This is a genomic window from Streptacidiphilus sp. EB129 (genome assembly GCF_041262645.1).
GTDB lineage: Bacteria > Actinomycetota > Actinomycetes > Streptomycetales > Streptomycetaceae > Streptacidiphilus.
The window spans coordinates 120433-138248 of sequence record NZ_JBGCCS010000004.1; the positions used below are offsets into that span (position 1 = coordinate 120433).

The 17816-nt window shown below is 69.7% G+C and carries 10 protein-coding genes and 1 tRNA gene; 4 read left to right on the forward strand and 7 right to left on the reverse strand.

Features of this window, described 5'->3' with window-relative positions; genetic code table 11:
• Nucleotides 1–123: 123 nt before the first annotated feature.
• From ABH925_RS06820 to ABH925_RS06830, 3 genes are all read left to right on the forward strand, one after another.
• Nucleotides 124–8166 carry an RHS repeat-associated core domain-containing protein gene (locus ABH925_RS06820; protein ID WP_370146118.1) on the forward strand — a complete coding sequence of 2681 codons (8043 nt, stop codon included), beginning with the start codon at nt 124–126 and terminating at the stop codon, nt 8164–8166.
• The gene (locus tag ABH925_RS06825; RefSeq protein ID WP_370146119.1) at nt 8163–8861 is read left to right on the forward strand and encodes a hypothetical protein; all 699 of its coding nucleotides are present in this window, start codon (nt 8163–8165) and stop codon (nt 8859–8861) included. The genes ABH925_RS06820 and ABH925_RS06825 overlap by 4 nt, the downstream gene beginning before the upstream one ends.
• Before the next feature lie 140 nt (nt 8862–9001).
• The gene (locus ABH925_RS06830) at nt 9002–9154 is read left to right on the forward strand and encodes a hypothetical protein (protein ID WP_370146122.1); all 153 of its coding nucleotides are present in this window, start codon (nt 9002–9004) and stop codon (nt 9152–9154) included.
• A 764-nt stretch (nt 9155–9918) separates the two neighbouring features.
• Here the strand turns inward: ABH925_RS06830 and ABH925_RS06835 are convergent.
• The 7 genes from ABH925_RS06835 to ABH925_RS06865 form a co-directional block, all read right to left on the reverse strand.
• Nucleotides 9919–9992: transfer RNA gene (locus tag ABH925_RS06835), tRNA-Lys, on the reverse strand.
• Between the two features lie 80 nt (nt 9993–10072).
• Nucleotides 10073–10735 carry a bifunctional DNA primase/polymerase gene (locus ABH925_RS06840; protein ID WP_370146368.1) on the reverse strand — a complete coding sequence of 221 codons (663 nt, stop codon included), beginning with the start codon at nt 10733–10735 and terminating at the stop codon, nt 10073–10075.
• A gap of 160 nt (nt 10736–10895) precedes the next feature.
• Complete coding sequence (locus ABH925_RS06845; protein WP_370146125.1) at nt 10896–11246, reverse strand: hypothetical protein; 351 nt, start codon at nt 11244–11246, stop codon at nt 10896–10898.
• A 143-nt stretch (nt 11247–11389) separates the two neighbouring features.
• Nucleotides 11390–12745, reverse strand: coding sequence for an AAA family ATPase (locus tag ABH925_RS06850; RefSeq protein WP_370146126.1), 1356 nt, complete (start codon nt 12743–12745; stop codon nt 11390–11392).
• A gap of 2 nt (nt 12746–12747) precedes the next feature.
• Nucleotides 12748–14505, reverse strand: coding sequence for a hypothetical protein (locus tag ABH925_RS06855; protein WP_370146128.1), 1758 nt, complete (start codon nt 14503–14505; stop codon nt 12748–12750).
• Nucleotides 14502–15914 (reverse strand): hypothetical protein, encoded by a 1413-nt coding sequence (locus tag ABH925_RS06860; RefSeq protein WP_370146131.1) that lies wholly within the window; start codon nt 15912–15914, stop codon nt 14502–14504. The genes ABH925_RS06855 and ABH925_RS06860 overlap by 4 nt, the downstream gene beginning before the upstream one ends.
• 83 nt (nt 15915–15997) lie before the next feature.
• The gene (locus ABH925_RS06865) at nt 15998–16870 is read right to left on the reverse strand and encodes a phosphatase PAP2 family protein (protein WP_370146133.1); all 873 of its coding nucleotides are present in this window, start codon (nt 16868–16870) and stop codon (nt 15998–16000) included.
• A 168-nt stretch (nt 16871–17038) separates the two neighbouring features.
• Here ABH925_RS06865 and ABH925_RS06870 point away from each other — a divergent pair, with 168 nt between their 5' ends.
• Nucleotides 17039–17719 carry a TetR/AcrR family transcriptional regulator gene (locus ABH925_RS06870; protein ID WP_370146134.1) on the forward strand — a complete coding sequence of 227 codons (681 nt, stop codon included), beginning with the start codon at nt 17039–17041 and terminating at the stop codon, nt 17717–17719.
• The last annotated feature ends 97 nt before the right edge of the window (nt 17720–17816 follow it).

Consider the following 17816-nt stretch of genomic DNA (forward strand, 5'->3'; position numbering starts at 1 on the left):
GATGTGACGCCCCCTCGTAGGGGCTTGTTCGGTGTATGCGGAGATCAGGGGAGTTCGATCATGGGTGGGCGCAGGCGCTGGTTCGGGACCGCACGGAACCGGATATGGAGACGCGGACTGACCGTGACCACCGCCACCGTGGGCACCATGGCACTGATCGTGCCCATGGCCGCGGCGACCACGGTCGGCCCGTTCCACAACACACAGCAACTGTGGTCCAAGGTCCCCCTCGCGCAGCAGCAGAGCCTGACCGGCGTCGCCTTCAACGCCAAGGGCCAGACCGTCCACCCCAAGGGCTACGTCCCGGTGGAGAACTACATCCCGCAAGCCGCCGCCTGGCCGGCCGCCTCCACCAGCACCGTTACGCTCACCCAGGCCACACCTGCCGCTTCCGCGCCTGGCGGCACGGCCACGTCACCTGCCGCGAGCGGAGCAGCCACCCCGCCCTCCACGCGCGCACCCCACGCAGCTGGCACAGCTAATGGGACGCCGACTGCTCCTGCCGGGGCGTCACCGACTGCTGCTCCGCCGCTCATGGCGGTGACGGGTCCGGTGCGTGCCGGTTCCTCCCCGGTGTCCATCGCCCCGGTTGCTGCGGGCGCCGTCGGCGGGAAAGCACGGTCGCTGGCTGCTGCCGCGCCGGGAACGGCGATGCCGGCAAAGGTCCAGGTACAGGTGCTCTCGCACACCCAGACCCTCAACGCCGGCATCAACGGCCTCTTGCTGGGCGTCTCGCGCGCTGATGGCTCGGCTTCGAGTGGTCAGGTGAAGGTCGCCGTCGACTACGCGTCGATCGCCAAGGCCTACGGCGGTGGCTTTGCCTCGCGCCTGTACCTGGTGGCCTATCCCGCCTGTGTGCTGACCACACCCCAGGTGGCCGCATGCCGAACCCCGCAGCCGCTGGCGTCAGCGAACAACCTCGGCGCCCAGCAGTTGACCGCCACCGTCACGCTTCCCGGCGCCACCGCACCTCGCCCTGGTGCGCAGGCGCGCAGCCAGGTCGCGGGTGCGGCCGCAGCACAAGGGGCTCCGGTGATGGCGCTCGGGGCGATCTCGGGCACCTCGGGTTCGCAGGGTTCCTACACCGCGTCCAACATCGGCACCAGCGCAGGTACCTGGTCGGAGTCGGGTACGGGTGCCTTCACCTACAGCTACCCGATCGAGGTTCCGCCGTCTCTGGGCGGGGCCGCCCCGGCGGTGGCGCTGTCGTACGACTCGCAGTCGGAGGACGGGGAGACCTCGGCACGCAACGCGCAGGCGTCGTGGATCGGGGACGGGTGGTCGTACTCGCCCGGATTCATCGAGCAGTCCTTCCGCCCGTGCGCCACCGACGGCGTGGACGCACTGAAGAAGTCCGGCGATGAGTGCTGGGGCGGCTTCAACGGCACCATGTCCTTCGACGGTCACGACGGTGTGCTGGTACCCATCGGCGTGCAGTCGGGGGTGGCGAACGAGATCCAGGCGTTCAAGCTGCAGAACGATGACGGCACGCTGGTCCAGGAGTTCTCCGGTGCGGCCAATGGCCTGGCCAACGGCGCCTACTTCAAGATCACGACCATCGGTGGCGAGGTCGCGTACTTCGGGCTGGGCCACGCTCCCGCGGCCTCCGGCGGCGTCGGCGCCAACACGGACGCGGCGACCAACTCGGCCTGGGGCGTCCCGGTGTACTGCCCCAACTCCGGTGACCCCTGTTACAACTCCAGCACGGGGACCGGCTCGCACGCGCTGATGGGCTACAAGTTCAACCTCGACTTCACCGTCGACCTGCACAGCAACCTGCAGCGCCTGGACTACACCGCCGAGACCGGCTACTACAACATGGGCGCCGGCCAGGCCAGCAACTCCACCGGCACCATGGCCGCCTACACGCGCGGCGGCTACCTCACCAAGATCTCCTACGGCTACCAGCTCGCCGACGAAGCCGCAGGCAAGAACCCGGCTGCCGAGGTCGACTTCGCCACCGCGCCAAGGTGCAACGCCACCGCCACGTTCCCAGCCGCGCAGTGCACCTACGCGAATCTGAACGCGACTACCGCTCCCAACTGGCCCGACATCCCCTACGACCTCAACTGCAACCAGGGCGACGGCACCAACACCACCATCGGCATATCCGGGCCGCAGACGGGCACCTGCTACACCACCTCACCCACGTTCTGGTCCGAGGCACGGCTGGACTCGATCACCACCCAGGTCCGCGTCGGCGGGGTGGCCAAAACGGTGGACAGCTACCAGCTGGGGCAGGTGTACTCCGCCACCGGCGGCAATGACCCGGTTACCGGCACCACCGTCGACCCCAAGGACGCCGCCTCGCTGCAGGCCGTGCTGTGGCTGCAGTCGGTCACCCACACCGGCCAGGACACCACCGCCGGGGCCACCGCGTCCGCGTCGCTGAACCAGGTCACTTTCACCGGCACCGAGATCGACAACCGCGCCAACGACGACATGACCGGAGGCACCTCCTCGCAGGTGCCGCTGTACCGCCCGCGGATCGCCACGATCCAGACTGAGACCGGCGAGTCCATCGCGGTCACCTACAACCAGCCCTCGTGCGCAGCTCCGAACACCCCCACGGCCCCGGACAGCAACACGTCACTGTGTTACCCGGTGTATTGGTCCAACCCAGGCGCCCCCACGCCGACACTGGAGTACTTCAACAAGTCCACCGTGCACTCCGTGGCAGTGGCCGACCTGGTTGCGGGTTCGGAGACACAGGTCTCCACCTACGGCTACACCGGACCCGCCTGGCACCGCGACGACTCGGACCTGACGGATGACCAGTACCGCACCTGGGACCAGTTCCACGGCTTCCATACCGTCACCGTCACCACCGGCGATCCCAACTCCAAGGAAGTACTGACCCAGAGCACCACCACCTACCTGCAGGGCATGGATGGCGACTACAAGGCCGACGGCACCCGTCGCTCGGTCACCGCCCAGGCCACGGCCGGCGGCAACGTCGTGCAGACCCTGACCGACAGCAACCCGCTGACCGGCATGCCCCTGCAGGCCGACACCTACACCCAGGCCGGCGGCAGCATCGTCGCCACCTCGGTGAGCGGACCGGTCGCCTTCAGCACCACCACCACCCACCCACGCACCGCCTGGACCTCCCAGTCCCCAGCCCCCTCAGGCGGCGTGTCCACCCTGCCGGACCTGACCGCACTGCGCGTCCAGTCCAGCAGCGGCAGCAACTACTCGCAGCTGGCCAACGGAACCTGGCGCAAGGCCACCACCGCCACCAACTACGACACCCAGGGCCGCCCGACAAGCGTCGACACCTTCGCCGACGCCAACGACGCCTCCACCGAACGCTGCAGCACCACCAGCTACGCCGCTTCCGCATCCAACCCGATGCTGCTCGCCTTCCCCGACGAGACCCGCTCGGTGGCGGGTCCGTGCTCGACGGTTCCCGACGCCACGCACCCCGCACTGTCGGACGCTCGGATGTTCTACGACGGGGACGGCACGATCACCAACCCCGGCACACTGGGATCGCTGGGCGCGCACGCGGATGTGACCGCGACCCAGAAGATCACCTCGTACACCGGCAGCCAGCCCAACCCGACCACCGAGTCGGCGATGACCTACGACGCCTACGGTCGCATCACCAAGACCCTGGACGTCAACGGCCGCGCCACCACCACCGCGTTCACCAGCGGGGTGGGCGAACTGCCCACACTGATCAGGTCGACCAACCCGCAGGGCTGGGTCACCCGCAGCTATATGGACCCGCTCCGCGGCCTGGCGACGCGCAACATCGACGCCAACAACGCCGAAACCGACATCACCTACGACGCACTGGGCCGGCGCACCGCGGTGTGGCTGCCGGGACGTTACAAGTCGCAGAGCCAGTCCGCGGACCTGCTCTTCTCGTACGCCATCAACCCGGGCGCCAAGCCGGGGCTCAACGGCACGGTCACCACCCCAGGTGGTCCCAGCGCGGTCACCACACAGACTCTGCGCGAGGACGGCAGCTACAGTAGCTCGGTCACCCTGTACGACGGAATGCTGCAGCAGCGCGAGACCCAGTCCAACAGCGGCAGCGACGTCGGCTCCACCACCGCGGACCGTCTGGTGTCGGACACCTTCTACGACTCCCACGGCTGGGCCGTACGCTCCTACGCCCCCTACTGGGACCAGTCGACCGGCCCGGGCACCACGCTGAGCGTGCTCCCGGAGAACTCAGTGCCCGCCGAGACCGTGAGCCAGGACGACGGTCTGGGCCGCACCACCAACAGCCAGCTGTACCACAACGGCATCTACCAGTGGCAGTCCACCAGCAGCTACCCAGGAGCGGACGAGACCGACGCCACCTCTCCGGCCGGCGGCCCGTCCACTTCCACCTTCAGCAACGCGCTCGGTGAGACCAACTCCACCGTGGTGAAGAACAACGCCGCCACGGTGTCGCTGAGCGCGGGTCAGATCATCGCGTCGGGGACGTCACTGACCTCCGCCAGCACCCGCCTGGCTATGCAGTCCGACGGCAACCTGGTGCTGTCCTCCCTCGCCACGGGCAAGGCACTGTGGTCCAGCAACACCAGCGGCAACACTGGCGCATGGGCGATCTACCAGGCCGACGGCAACTTCGTGGTCTACGATGCCGGGCGCACCAAGACCCTGTGGTCCGCCGGCACTACTGCGGCCGGCGGCAGCCTGAAGCTGCAGAACGACGCCAACCTGGTGGTCGCCGATCCGTCAGGCACCACCGTGTGGTCGAGCAACACCGCGGGCCAGGCCCCCGAGGCCGACTCGACCACCCGCTACACCTACACCCCGGCCGGGCAGGTCGCCACGGTGCAGGACACCGCCGGGAACACCTGGTCCTACGCCTACGACATGCTCGGGCAGAAGACCAGCCAGAGCGACCCCAACACCGGCACCTCCACCTTCGGCCCCTACGACAATCAGGGCAACCTGCAGCAGACCACCGACTCGCGGGGGCAGACCCTGTCCTACCAGTACGACTGGGACAACCGCATGGTCGGCGAGTACAGCGGGGCGTGGAGTGCCACGCCGTCGCCGTCCAACCAGCTCAGCGGTACCACGTACGACACCCTCAAGAAGGGCTACCCCACCTCTTCGACCCGCTACGTGGGCGGCAACGGCACCGGTGGCAGCGCCTACACCCAAGCTGTGACCGGCTACAACGCCTCCTACCAGCCCACTGGCGAGTCTCTGTCGATTCCCTCGGCCGACGGCTTCCCGCAGGCGCCCAACACCACCGCCCCCACGGGGACCACGACCTACTCGGTCACCCCCACCTACAGCGCCACCACCGGGCAGCTGAACTTCCTGCAGTACAACGCCGACGCAGGACTGCCCGCCGAAACCGTCACCTACTCCTACAGCATGCAGGGCTCCCTCACCGGGATGGGATCCTCCACCGGCGCGGCCTACCTCGACCTTGCTTCCCATGACGGGTTCGGCAGGACCACTGGTGCCACCTACGGCACCTACGGTCAGGAACTCACCACCTCCGCCACCTACGACGACACCACCGGTCGGCTCGACCAGACCACGGCCAGCCTGCAGGTGCCCAACACCGTCACCGACGCCACCAGCTACCGCTACAACCAAGTTGGCGCGCTGACCGCCGTCGACGACGCCCAGAACGGCGCCACCGTCCACGACACCCAGTGCTTTAGCTATGACGCCTTCCAGCGGCTGAGCCAGGCCTGGTCCGACACCGCGGGCATCACCAACCCCACCAGCACCACAGTGGGCGAGGTCGGCGGCTGCAACACCACCACGCCGCAGACCACCGCCACCGCCCCCATCACCACCAGCACCGTCGGGGGACCGGCCGCCTACTGGGAGAGCTACACCTACGACCTGCTCGGCGACCGCACCGGCATGGTCAACCACGACCCCACCGGCAACGCCCTCAACAACACCACCCAGACCACCAGCTACAACGGCACCGACGGCACCACCTCCGCCAGCCAGCCCAACCAGGCAGGCCCCACCACCACCAGCAACCCCACCACCGGCACCGGCACGCTGACCCCCGGCTACCTCGAAGCCGATGGCAAGACCAACGCCGGAAACACCACCAGCCGCACCGCCACCGGCACCGCGTCCCTGTCCGGCACCAGCCAGACCCTGACCTACGACGCCGAAGGCCGCACCCACAGCGTCACCACACCCGCCGGCAGCACCAGCTACCTCTACGACGCCTCCGGGAACCTGCTCGAACAGACCGGACCCACGATCAAGGTCCTCTATCTGTTCGGCGGCGCCGAGCAGATCACCCAGTACACCGGCAACGGCAACACCGCCGTCAACGCGCTGCGCAATTATGCGGGCCCTGACGGCACCACCATCACCCGCGATCAGTCCGGCACGATCAACTACCAGATCGGCAACACCCAGGGCACCGCCACGACCCTGATCAACGCCGCCACCGACGCCGTCACCCGCCGCTACTACGACCCCTATGGCAACCCCCGCGGCCCCGTGCCGTCCACCTGGGGCGACAAGAGCGAGAACCGCGGGTTCCTCGGCCAACCCCAGGACCCCACCACCGGCCTGGACCTCCTCGGTGCCCGCAATTACGACCCCACCCAAGGCCGCTTCCTCACCCCCGACCCCCTCTTCGAAGCCGGCGACCCCAACCAGATGGGCGGCTACACCTACGCCGGCGACAGCCCGAGCAGCGGTAGCGACCCCACCGGACTGGCCCTGGAATGCGCCGACGGCCCCACCGGCCCTTGCCAGAGCGGACCAGGACGAACACCCACCACCTCCACCACAAAACCGGGTCCCAAGCCCAACCCGGCACCGACCACCACATCCAGCGGTAACACCACAATCGTGGGCGGCAACACCCCGGGCACATCCGGCGACACGACGCCGGGCTGGGTGACTGGTGTTCAAGAAGCAGGCGTGGTGATCATTGCGGGATCTGCGGGAGCCTCCCTGGGATGGGAATGCGAGGAGGCGACGTTTGGGTTCATACCCGCAGCCTGCTTGGAGGTCGCCGCAGGCGCTGTCGGCGGACTCTGCGCCCTGTTTGAAGGGGACTGTGGCAGTCTCCCCACGGACGTCGGCGGGGATCACGAAGCCTTCCATAGCGATAGTGCCGCAGAGTTGGCGTCAGCCGATAAGGCAGCCGCAACTGCGGCAGTGGACAGTGCCAGCACTGGTGCTTCAGACGGGACATGGGGCACCGGGTCGCACCTAGACGACAGCACCCCGACTCAACCCGCTACGCCTGACCCTGTGAAGGCAGCGAAGACTGCAACGAGTAATTCCGCAGCGCCTGGCGAGCCAGCCAAGGGCACAAGCGGAACCGAGCCAGCAAAGGACGACTCCGCAGGAACTGGCTGCCACAGCTTCCTTCCCGACACCGAAGTCCTCATGGCAGACGGCACCGTCAAGAAGATCAAAGACATCAAGCCGGGCGACAAGGTCCTAGCAACCGACCCACTCACCGGCAAGACCACGGCCCGCGAAGTCACCCGACTGATCACCACCCCCGAAGACCAGGACTTCGCCGATCTCACCATCGCTGCGAAGAACGGCTCCGCTCACCTCACCGCTACGGTTACCCATCCGTTCTGGGTCGTCAGTTACCACGCCTGGATCGACGCTGGCAACCTCCGCCCCGGCATGGCTGTCGAAACGTCGGACGGCACCGCGACCTCCGTTCTCGCTGTCCGTGCCTTCCACCACGCCTACCAGACCAACGACCTCACCGTCGCCACCACCCACACGTACTATGTACTCGCTGGGACCACGCCGATCTTGGTCCACAACTGCAATGGCAGCGTGGCCACGCACTCAACGAAATGCGACTGCGCTAACGGTGCTGCCCCTCGGATTCCTCGGAATCCGTATGGGGCGCGTGGGAAACTCTCGACCCAGATCCACATTGACGAGGTTCGGGATGAGCTCTTGGATGCCAACCCGGATTGGGTCCACGTTGCTGGCGGGACGGACCGTGCGACAGGTGCGCCATTGCCCGAGCAGACAATATTTGGGCCAAATGGGGAGCCGCGGCGACCTGATCTATCTTTCATTCTTCCCGATGGGTCGCCATTTTTCGTGAACACCGTAGATACGCTTTCGGATGGCGTTACGGCTGATTCGCGCGAGCTGGCGAATGCAATTGATATCAATATGTGGGGTGGCGGGCCAGTCCTTATGATTCCTAAGCCGGGGTGACAGGTCAGGTGGGCCGCCAGCAGCTGATGATGTTGCTGGCGGCCCGTGTCGTGATTCGGGGGCACGCCGGGCCGGTCGCGGTGGCGCGACGTGGGGATCTGAGAGACTGGGGCGAGGTTCAGAGAACAGAGGAGGACCCCTTGCCAAGTGAAGTAAGGCAGGTAGCGTTGTTGCTGTTGCCTCAGGACGAGCGGGCTGTGGCTGATGCGATCATGGAGCGCTATCCGGCGGTCAAGTTCCTTGACAGCCGTCCCTGGGAGGCCGAGAGCGTTCCGCCCATTGTGGGCTCGATAAATTCGAGTGGGAGTTCGCTGGCCATCTGGAATCCTGAGATTCACCCCGTTCTTCCGGTAGATACACGCCCCAACGGAATTATCATGGGGCCTCAGATCGGCCCTGTGGTGCAGTGGCTGCGCAGTTGCGAGATTCCTTCTGGATCTCTTAACTCTGGTCGATGGGCTGCGACTATCGGAAATGGTCAGAGTCCTGAAATGAGCGAGTTCATCAAGGGAATCTGGGATATCCTGATGAAGTTGACCAGAAACGAACTGGAGCGCCTGAAAAAGGGATCTTCTAATGAAGACTCCGTGGTGTCAGAATCGCGTTTTCGGATTGGCCCAATGGCCTTGGAGCGGGCTATGCGCGGAGAATTGAAACTCGTGAGTGGGGGGATGATTCTCCGACCGCGTCCTTGAAGTGATTCTACGCTCTTTGCCCATTGGGCGAATAGGTTCGGGCGTACTGAACTTGATCGGGTGATGTCGGGCCGTTCGCCGGACACCATGCAGGCGGCTTCGGTAGTCCTGTTGGGGTGAGATATCCGCAGGGCGGCGGCTTGACCGACGCCGCCTTCGAGGACCCCGTCATCCGCTACGAGGAGGGCGACGAGTGGGGCGTCGGCATCGGCTGCATCTTCACCTATGCGGGACTGGCCGTCTGGCGCGGCGGCTGGAGCAGCGAATGGGCACGCCGACTCCACTTCGACTAACCGGATCCCTGCCCCCGCACTCCGGTCTGTAGCTGATGTGCCTCAACGACGAGTAACGGTCCTACCTGCGGTTGTACTGCCGGACCCCAGACAACTGCCGAGCCTGAACGATCGGCCCTGCCACTGACCGACATCACGAGTTCAACCTCAGTAGCACCACTTCGGAATCTCGCGGACCAGACGGAGGATCAGGGCGCGGATGGAGCGGGCCGCGGGTGTCGGCGGAGGCTTTGGGGCGGAAGGCGTTCGCGTGGCGCTCTTTCATCTGGTTGCGGTGCCAGCGCAAATGTGCAGGACGGCGAAGGCGTTGGTGACGGTGACGGTCAGGTAGGCCAGAAGCAGGATCACAGGTGATCATCATGCTGTGGCGGTCGGAGACTACGGAAGCCAGGATGACCTGCGCGGACGAGGTTCTCGGCACGCGCAACGCCGTCGCCGAAGCCATCTTCGACAACGCCGACTAAACAGGAGGAAGAGAGGAAGGGAAGCGGGAGGGCTGGGACGACGACCATGTCGATGGAGACATGGTCACGGCCTGAGGATCGGAGCGCCGTGGCAGCGTCCCGGGCCCCGTTCGCCGACGCGAGCTGGGCCTGCTCGCTCCCACCACGAGTTGTACTATCCGGGCCTTTTGACGACCAGCTGATTTCGCATGTACCGGGTTTGTACCGGCGCTCCCACCTGGGCTCCCACCAGCAGCTGAAAAAACGACCTGGGCCTCCTCCCCGAAGGGAGAAGGCCCAGGTCGTACCAACTATCTGCTGTGCGCCGCCAGGGACTCGAACCCCGGACCCGCTGATTAAGAGTCAGCTGCTCTAACCAACTGAGCTAGCGGCGCGTGCTGACGAAGGAGACATTACATGACCGGAGGCCTGGTTGCCGAATCGGTTCCGTCGCGGTCGGGCGGGGGTGGCCAGGTCAGGACGGGGGCGGGCCGGCGTCGACGAGCTGGAGCGGGTACGGGGTGACCGGGGCGGGGGTGAGTGGTGCACGGAGGGGCGCGGGGCTGGGCTGGCGTGTGGTGGTGCGGGCGGCGCGGACGCAGGCCCAGAGCAGGACGGAGGCGCCGGGGAGCCAGGGCTCGCGGGTGTCGGGGGCGACGATCCAGCGGTTGGGGCCTTCGGGGGCGTCCACGGCGCGCTGGACCGGGGGGACGGTGATCGCGTCGCCCGCGCTGTGGCAGAGCAGTGGCGGGACGGACCGGGCCCACTCCTCCCAGACCAGCAGGGTCCGTAACTGCTGGGCTGCGCCGACCTGGGCGAAGAGCAGGATCCGGCCCCGGTGGGTGGCGACCGGGCCGCAGCCGGGGCCGGTGGCCCACAGCTCGTCCAGGACCCGTCTGCCGAAGAGGCCGGGCAGGTTCACCACGTCGAAGGTGCGCCCGCAGGGCAGCACGGTGGGGGCCCACGGACGGGACTCCCACAGCGCACGCATGCTGCGCGGGTACTCGCTCGCGGAGGCCAGCCAGGCCTCGCCGGCGACGGTCACGTATTCGATCGACTGATGCGTCCACATATCCACCCCCCTAGAGCTACCGGGGTGCGCCGCCGGCGGTGACGGGAAGCGCGGAACGCCGGACAGGCCGGGCGGGCGCGGCGTATCCTCCCCGGCATATGCCAGAGAGGGATGGTGCGCGAGGTGCCGGTGCGGCGCCTGCCGGCGCTGAGGCTCCTGGGGCACTGCGATCCGTGGCGGTGTCGGCGCTGATGCCGACGCCCGCCGGTGGTGCCCCCGGCGGGGTTCAGCTGTGGGGGCGTTGCCGCTGCAGGCCTCGTCCGTACTCGACCATCTTCGCCGCGTAATCGGGGGTCCAGTCCGCGCGGGCGGCGATCTCCTCGAAGCTGAGGCTGTCGAAGCGCCGGGTGTCGGCCAGCTGCGCTGCCGCGAGGGCCTGGAAGTCGGTCGCGCGCTCGCTCGCGGCGCGGAAGGCCAGGGCCAGCTCCGTGGAACGGTTCAGCAGCTCGCGGGGGTCGTCGATGGACTCCAGGTCGAAGAAGTGCTCCTCCTCCGGCTCCGTCTGGCCGGGCTCGAATCGCAGCGGGACGGGCCGGAGCCTGCGCTGCGGCGAACGCTCGGCGGGGGAGTCGGACATGTCTGCACCTCCGTGTGCTGGTTCCCTGCGTTCGAGGGGTGATGGGTTGGGCCGCGTTCCATTGTCGGGCCAGCTGGCCCCATACGGAACAGGCCCAGTCGGAACAGGGTCTCCGGCCGTCGTATTCCTGCAGGCGGGGGCAGTCAGGCGCGAACCCGGTGCTCGTTCAGGTGGGCGAGCACCGCGTGGTTGGCCTCCCAGCCGTCGGGGAACTTGACGCTGACGCCGAGCCGTACCGGCTCGGTCGAGGGGTGCTCGTCCAGCAACTCGGCGATCCCCGTGCGGGCGACGACGATGCAGGCGTGCCGGTGCCGGGAGGCGAGGACGCAGAGCCGTCCCGTCTCCAGGTGGAACGCCGTCGCGTCCGGTCGCCCGGAAAGCGGGTGCAGCACGACGGTGACGTCGTACTCGCGGCCCTGCAGCCGGTTCGCGGTGTCCACGGTGACGCCGGCCGCACCGCTGGCCGGCACGCCCAGCGTGGTGAGCGCGGCGCGTACGGCGGCGGCCTGGTCGCGGTGGGCGGTGCCGACGGCGATGCGGTCGCCGGTCAGCGGGGTGCTGCCGCGCTCCGAGGTGCTGGTACCGCCGCGCTCCAGCAGCCGCAGGACCACCTGGGCCACCGCCCGTACCGCCTCCGGATCGGTCCGCACCGTGTGCCGGGGCGGTAGTTCCAGCAGCCCCCAGCCGGTCTCGGCCGCGACGTCGATCACGGTGTCGGTGGCGTCGCGCCGCCCGGCCTGGGCGAAGCCGAGCAGCCGGTCATCCGGTCCGGTACCGGAGCGAAACGGCGCGTAGGGGTAGAAGGCGGCGGAGATCAGCGGGGCGGCGGAGGCGGGCAGTCGCCAGGACACCGGCAGGCGGTGCGGCACGATGCGCGGGTTGTGCGCGAGCAGGGTGACCACCGCGCTGCTGGACGGGTCGTAGCTCAGACCCGACCACTGCTCGGTGCCGACCACGGTGAAGGGGTCGAGCTGCCCGGGATCACCCACGAACAGGGCGCGCTCGAACAGGCGGGCGACGGCGAGCAGGGCGTCCGAGCGCATCTGGTACGCCTCGTCGACGATGGCATGCCGCCACGGATCGACCCCCTTCACCCACTGCCACTTGGCCGCCGTGGACACCACCACCGAGCAGTCGAGCAGGTCGGCGGGCTTGGTGGAGGCGGTGACCGCCGGATGCCGCAGCGCCTCTGGTGCGGGTACGGCGTCGCTGCCGTGCAGCCGGCCCACGGTGAGCGCGGGGTCCGCGGTGGCGAGCCGGTCGACCAGGTCGTCCACCTGGCTATTGGTCTGCGCCACGATCATCAGCTTCTCTCCGGAGCCGACCAGCTCGCGGGCGGCCTTCACCACCAGCGTCGATTTGCCCGCGCCCGGCGGGGAGTCCACGACGGTGCCGCGCTCGGCGCCGTGCAGGGTCGCGTCGAGGATGGCGGCGACGACGCGGTCCGCCTCGGGGCCGGGGCCGCCGGGCCCGATGGGCGCGGGGGAGAGCGGGGGCACGGTCAGGGCCCTTCCGGGGTGGGTGGCGTGGCGGCGACGGGCAGCCGCTCCGTGGGCACCTGCCCGGCGGGCAACTGCTCGGAGGGCAACTGCTCCGCGCGGGGCGTCGGCGGACCGCCGTGGGTCCACGGAGTCTCCTCCGGCTCGGGCAGCGGAGCTGACTGACGTGCGGTCAACTCGAACAGGGTGAAGCAGACCCGTTCGCCAGGTTCGGGGACGCTGCCCGGCTCCGGCTCCTTCTTCCGCCCCATCCCGCTGACCAGCCGGAGGGTGACCGTGCCCTGCTCGGGATCGGCGGCGACCAGTTCGGCCCGCTGCGTGGAGGGGCCGCCGGCCCGGTGCAGCTCCCGACCGGGCTCGGCGTGCAGCCGGTCGGCGGTGCGGACGGTGAGCAGCGGGCGCGGCTTGGGACTGCGCCCGGAAGTGTCGTACGCGGGCTCGACCGAGAGCACCGTGCCGGCCAGGGCCTCACCTGCGAGCCGGTGCTCGGCCATGGCGAGCGGATCGTCCAGTGCCTCGTGGATGTCGAGCTTGGCCTGCTCGCGCTCGCGCTGCGCCAGCTTGCGGGCGGCGGTGACCGCGTCGTCGCGCACCGGCTGCGGCGGCTCTCCGGCCGCGAGGCGGTCGCGGTGGGAGGTGTAGGACCAGCGGTCGCCCTCCCAGCGCTCGGGCAGATGGGCGGCCGGGTGCAGTGTGCGGAGCAGGTCGACGCCCTGCCACATGCGGTCCCAGGTCGGACGGAGGACGGAGTCGAGCAGGTCGGCGATGTCCTGCTCGCGCGCCCGGACGGTGTCGTGAGCGCGGTCGGTGCCGGAGGTGGGGGTGCCGGACCTGTCAGGGGCGGGCATTCCGGTGTCGGAGGTGCCGGTGGGGGTGGTGCCGGTGAGTGTGGTGGCGGTGGGGGTGGTGCCGATCGGGGTGGTGCCGGTGGCGGCGGTGGGCGCTGTGAGCTGGCGGGCTGCGTCGTAGCGGGCGGTTGCGGGCACGAGCAGGACGCTGTCGAAGCGGGGATCGGTGGCCGGGCCCGCAGGCGGACAGAGCAGCTGGCCGCGTTCGTCCCGCGCGGTCTCGGCGTGGAGCGCGGCCTGCGCGCCGGACAGGCCGTCCGGAGGGGAGATCCAGGCGAGCAGCGCCCCCAGGTGCTGGTCCTCCAGGGCGCTCTGGCCGGTGGCCCAGTGCCGCGACAGCAGGTCCGTCATCGCGAGCAGCATCGAGGACCCGGGGACCTGGGCGCGTTCCCGCAGGTGGGTCAGCCAGCGACCGAGCAGCGGAACGCGGGCGGGCGCGGGGTACGGGCCGGGGTCCGGGTCCTCAGCGGTCCGGCGGAAGCGGGTGGCCCGGCCGAGCAGGCCGAGGAACTCGATCCCACCGGTGCCCGGCAGCAGCAGTTGCGGAGCGTCCGTGCACAACTCGCGGACCACTTCGGTCTTCTCGCCGGTCTCCGGATCCTTGACCTCCTTGGAGATCAACTCGACGTCCTCGCCGGGCTGTTCGAGATAGGGGAGGAGGGCGGCGGCCAGGTCAGCGAGAAAGACGGAGCGCCGGTCGCGGTCGAGCGGCTGGGGAACGGTCAGCAGCAGGGGGCGGTCGCGGTCCTGTCCGAGCATCACGGCCAGCGGGGCCCCGGCCTCGCCTGCGGCGGCCAGCGGCACCACGACCATCGGCCGTGCGACGAGATGCCGGTGGCGGACGGTGGCGAGGGGTTCGGCGTGACCGCTGCGTACGGCCTGCAGCCGGGCGAGTGTCGTCAGCAGGCTCATGCGTCGTCCCCCGTGCGAGCGAGCGTCCGAACGGGGGCGGGGTTGGCGGTGTGCGCGGGGAAGTCGCCGACGGCGCGCGGGTGCGGGGCGGCGCCCGAACTCGGCGCCAGCGCTTCGCTGCGGAGCGCGGCGGCGTGCGCGAGCCGGGCGATCGACTCCGCGTCGCCGTCGTCGTGCGCGGTGCCGGTGCCGGTGCCGGTGCCGGTGCTGGTGCCGTTGCCGTTGCCGTTGTTGTGGGCCATGCCGTCGCCGTGGGCAGAAGCGCCACCGGAGTGATCGGCCGGGGCGACAGGGCCGATGTCCAGGTCGTTGCCGTTGCCGTAGGCCGCGCGGAGGGCGGCGGAGACGGTGGCGAGGCTGCCGAGTTCGCCGCGGACACCTCGGCCGAGGACGTCGACCGACCCGGCGCAGCGCGCCTCCTCGCGGCAGTGGAAGCTGAGTTCGCAGGCCGCCAGGCAGTCCGGAGAGTAGACCGCCGGCATCGCGCCGACCGCTGCCGTCAGTTCGGACCCGCTCCGGGCCGGGTCGAAGTCCGTGCCGGGGGGCAGTACGTCGAGCAGCTGCTCGATGCGGGTGAGGCGTGCCAGCTGGCGACGGGTGACCGCCATCGGCTTGCGAACATCCAGGACGGCGGCGGTCGGACGGTTGGAGAAGTCCTTGGGGCAGACCAGGACGGCGGCGGTGTCCGGAGCGCCGGCCAGGCCCTCCGGCTCCTCGTACGGGCCGCCGCTGACCGGGACTCCGGCGAGGTCGGCCGCCGTGTCCCGCAGCGCCAGCGCGTAGACGGCCGCCTGCCGCGCCGCCGCGCCCACCTGGGCCGGATCGGCGGAACCGTCCAGGATCGGGAAGGACTTGATCTCCACCACCGTCCAGCGCCCGTCGGGACGGACCACGATCAGGTCCGGTTCCAGGTGCACGGTCGAGCCGGCCACGTCCAGCCGGAGCAGCGGGTGGTCGAGCAGCGTCCACACTCCCGGGCGGCCCCAGGCCTGCAGCAGCGCCCCGCGGGTGCGGGCGACGCGCCCTGCGGGCAGGCTCCGGTCGGTGACCAGCTCGGCGATCTCGATCGGGGAGTCGTCGTCCGGCTGCCCGTACGGTGCGGGCAGGTGCAATCGCTGCCGGAGCAGCTCCAGCAGTTCGGTGCAGGCGTCCGCCTTGACCCGCCGTTCGAAGCTGAGGCCGCGGCTGATCGCGAACGGTGACTGGCCGTGCGGCGCCGGGTGGCCGAGCCGCGTCGCCAGCGCGGTCTTGTCCACCCCGGCGGCGTCCAGCACCGCTCGGCGACCGCAGCCCGGGTTCGCCGCGAGCGCGGCCAGCGCGCGGGCGTCCAGGCTGCGCTGCGGCGCGGTGCCGCGCAGTCCGGCGAGCCGGCGTTCCAGCGGGGTGAGGGTCGGCGCGATGTCGTTCATGGTGCGGATCAGTCTTGCATCCGGCACCGACAATCGTGGCGGTGACGGAGGAGCCGGGCGGGGTGAGGCGGGCGCGCGGCAGGTCAGTGGCAGCTGAGCCACGGTTCCAGGGCCGAGGCGTCATCGGGCACGCGCGGGGCGGGAGCCTGCTGCGGGGCCACGGCTGCCTGGCCCATGGCGGCGGCGTGCAGCGGTGCGGAGTCCGGTGCGGGTCGCGGAGCGGAGCCCGGGGCGGGACGCGGTGCGGAGTCCGGACCGGGACGCCGTGCTGAGTCAGGACCGGGTCGCGGAGCGGAGCCCGACCCGGACTTCGCGTTCGCGCGGGTGCGCAGTTGCTGGAGGGCGTCCCGGACCTGGTCGGTCAGCCGCAGGGCTGGTCGGGTCAGCAGCCCGCCGACGGCGAGCAGCAGCGTTCCGGCGAGGCAGTCCAGCAGCCGGTGGCTGTCGCCGCCCAGCACCACCAGCGTGATCACCAGCGGATACAGCAGGCCCAGGACCCGCACCGTGCGGTCGCGGGAGCAGCGGAAGATCATCAGTCCGCACCACAGCGCCCAGCCGATGTGCAGGCTCGGCATCGTCGGGAGGACGAGCAGGCCGACCAGGGCCGGCACCGTGCTGATCGCCAGCCAGGTCCTGGCCTGCCGGTACGCCTGCCGGTGCCGCTTCCAGAGCCAGACCAGCACGGCGGGGGCGGCCAGGTAGTGCAGCGTGGCGTAGCTGAAACCGGCCGGGATGCCGATCCACTGATGACTGCTGAGAGCGGCGTTCAGTCGCCTGCCCGGGTCCGAGTGCCACCATCCCCCGACATCCACCAGCCCGCGCGCATGTCCGAGGGCCGCCCCGAAGCCGCCGTCGACCAGCAGCCGGCTGCCGTCGTAGGCCAGGTAGAGGGCGGCGACGAGCAGCAGTTCCAGCTGCCAGCGGCCCCCTCTCGTCCCGGTGCGGGGAGAGGTCATGGCGGACTCCGGACGGTCGAGCGAAAGCGTACGCCCTACCGTACGCTGTACGGTAGGAACGTGCAGCACCGCCCCGGCATCTCTGTTCAGCTCGCCCCTGTAGCCTCCGAAGCAGACGGCGCGTCCGTCGCCGTATTCGTCGCCGTTTCCCCTTGCCAGCAGGAACCCATGTCCCAGCCAGCGCCCCGTCGCCGCGCCCCGCGCAACTCCCTCAGCGCGGACCTCATCGTCGACCGTGCTCTGGGCCTCCTCGACGCCAAGGGCCCCGGCGCCTTCTCGATGCGCGCCCTCGCGGAGGATCTCGGCGTCGGCACCATGGCGCTCTACACCTACTTCCGCGGCAAGGACGAGATCTTCCGCGCCGCGCGCGACCGTGTGCTCGCCGCCTACCGTCCCCCGAGTACCTCCGGAAACTGGGACGAACAGCTGCGCGCGGTCTGCCTGGCCATGTACGAGCTGTTCATCGGACGCCCGGCGGTGCTCCACCTGCTCGCGCAGGGGCACGCCGAGGGCGACTTCGCCGACGCCGCGACGGTCACCATGGAACGCATCCTGCTGCTGTTGCGGCAGTCCGGCCTCGGTCGCGAGGAGGCGGCGCGGGCCGCCGGCACGCTGCTGCGCTACACCATCGGCTCGGCGCTGCGCGAGGTGCGCGACTGTGGCATGCCGGGGCAGATCGAGACGATGCGGGTGCGGATGGCCTCGCTGTCGCCGGCGCTGCACCCCACCGTCACCGATCTGGCGCCGGAGCTCGCCACCGTCCTCTCGGACGGAGTCGGCCAGTACACCTTCGGGCTGGACCTGATCCTGGCCGGCCTCCAGGGGCTGGCTGCCCACGCGGCCGACTGACGCCGAGGGGCGGGCGTTCGCCGCGGTACCGCGTCTGGAGCGCCCGGCGGCCGAGACGGTGCGGCGGTTGTCGGAGTGGATCAGGGATCATGGGGGC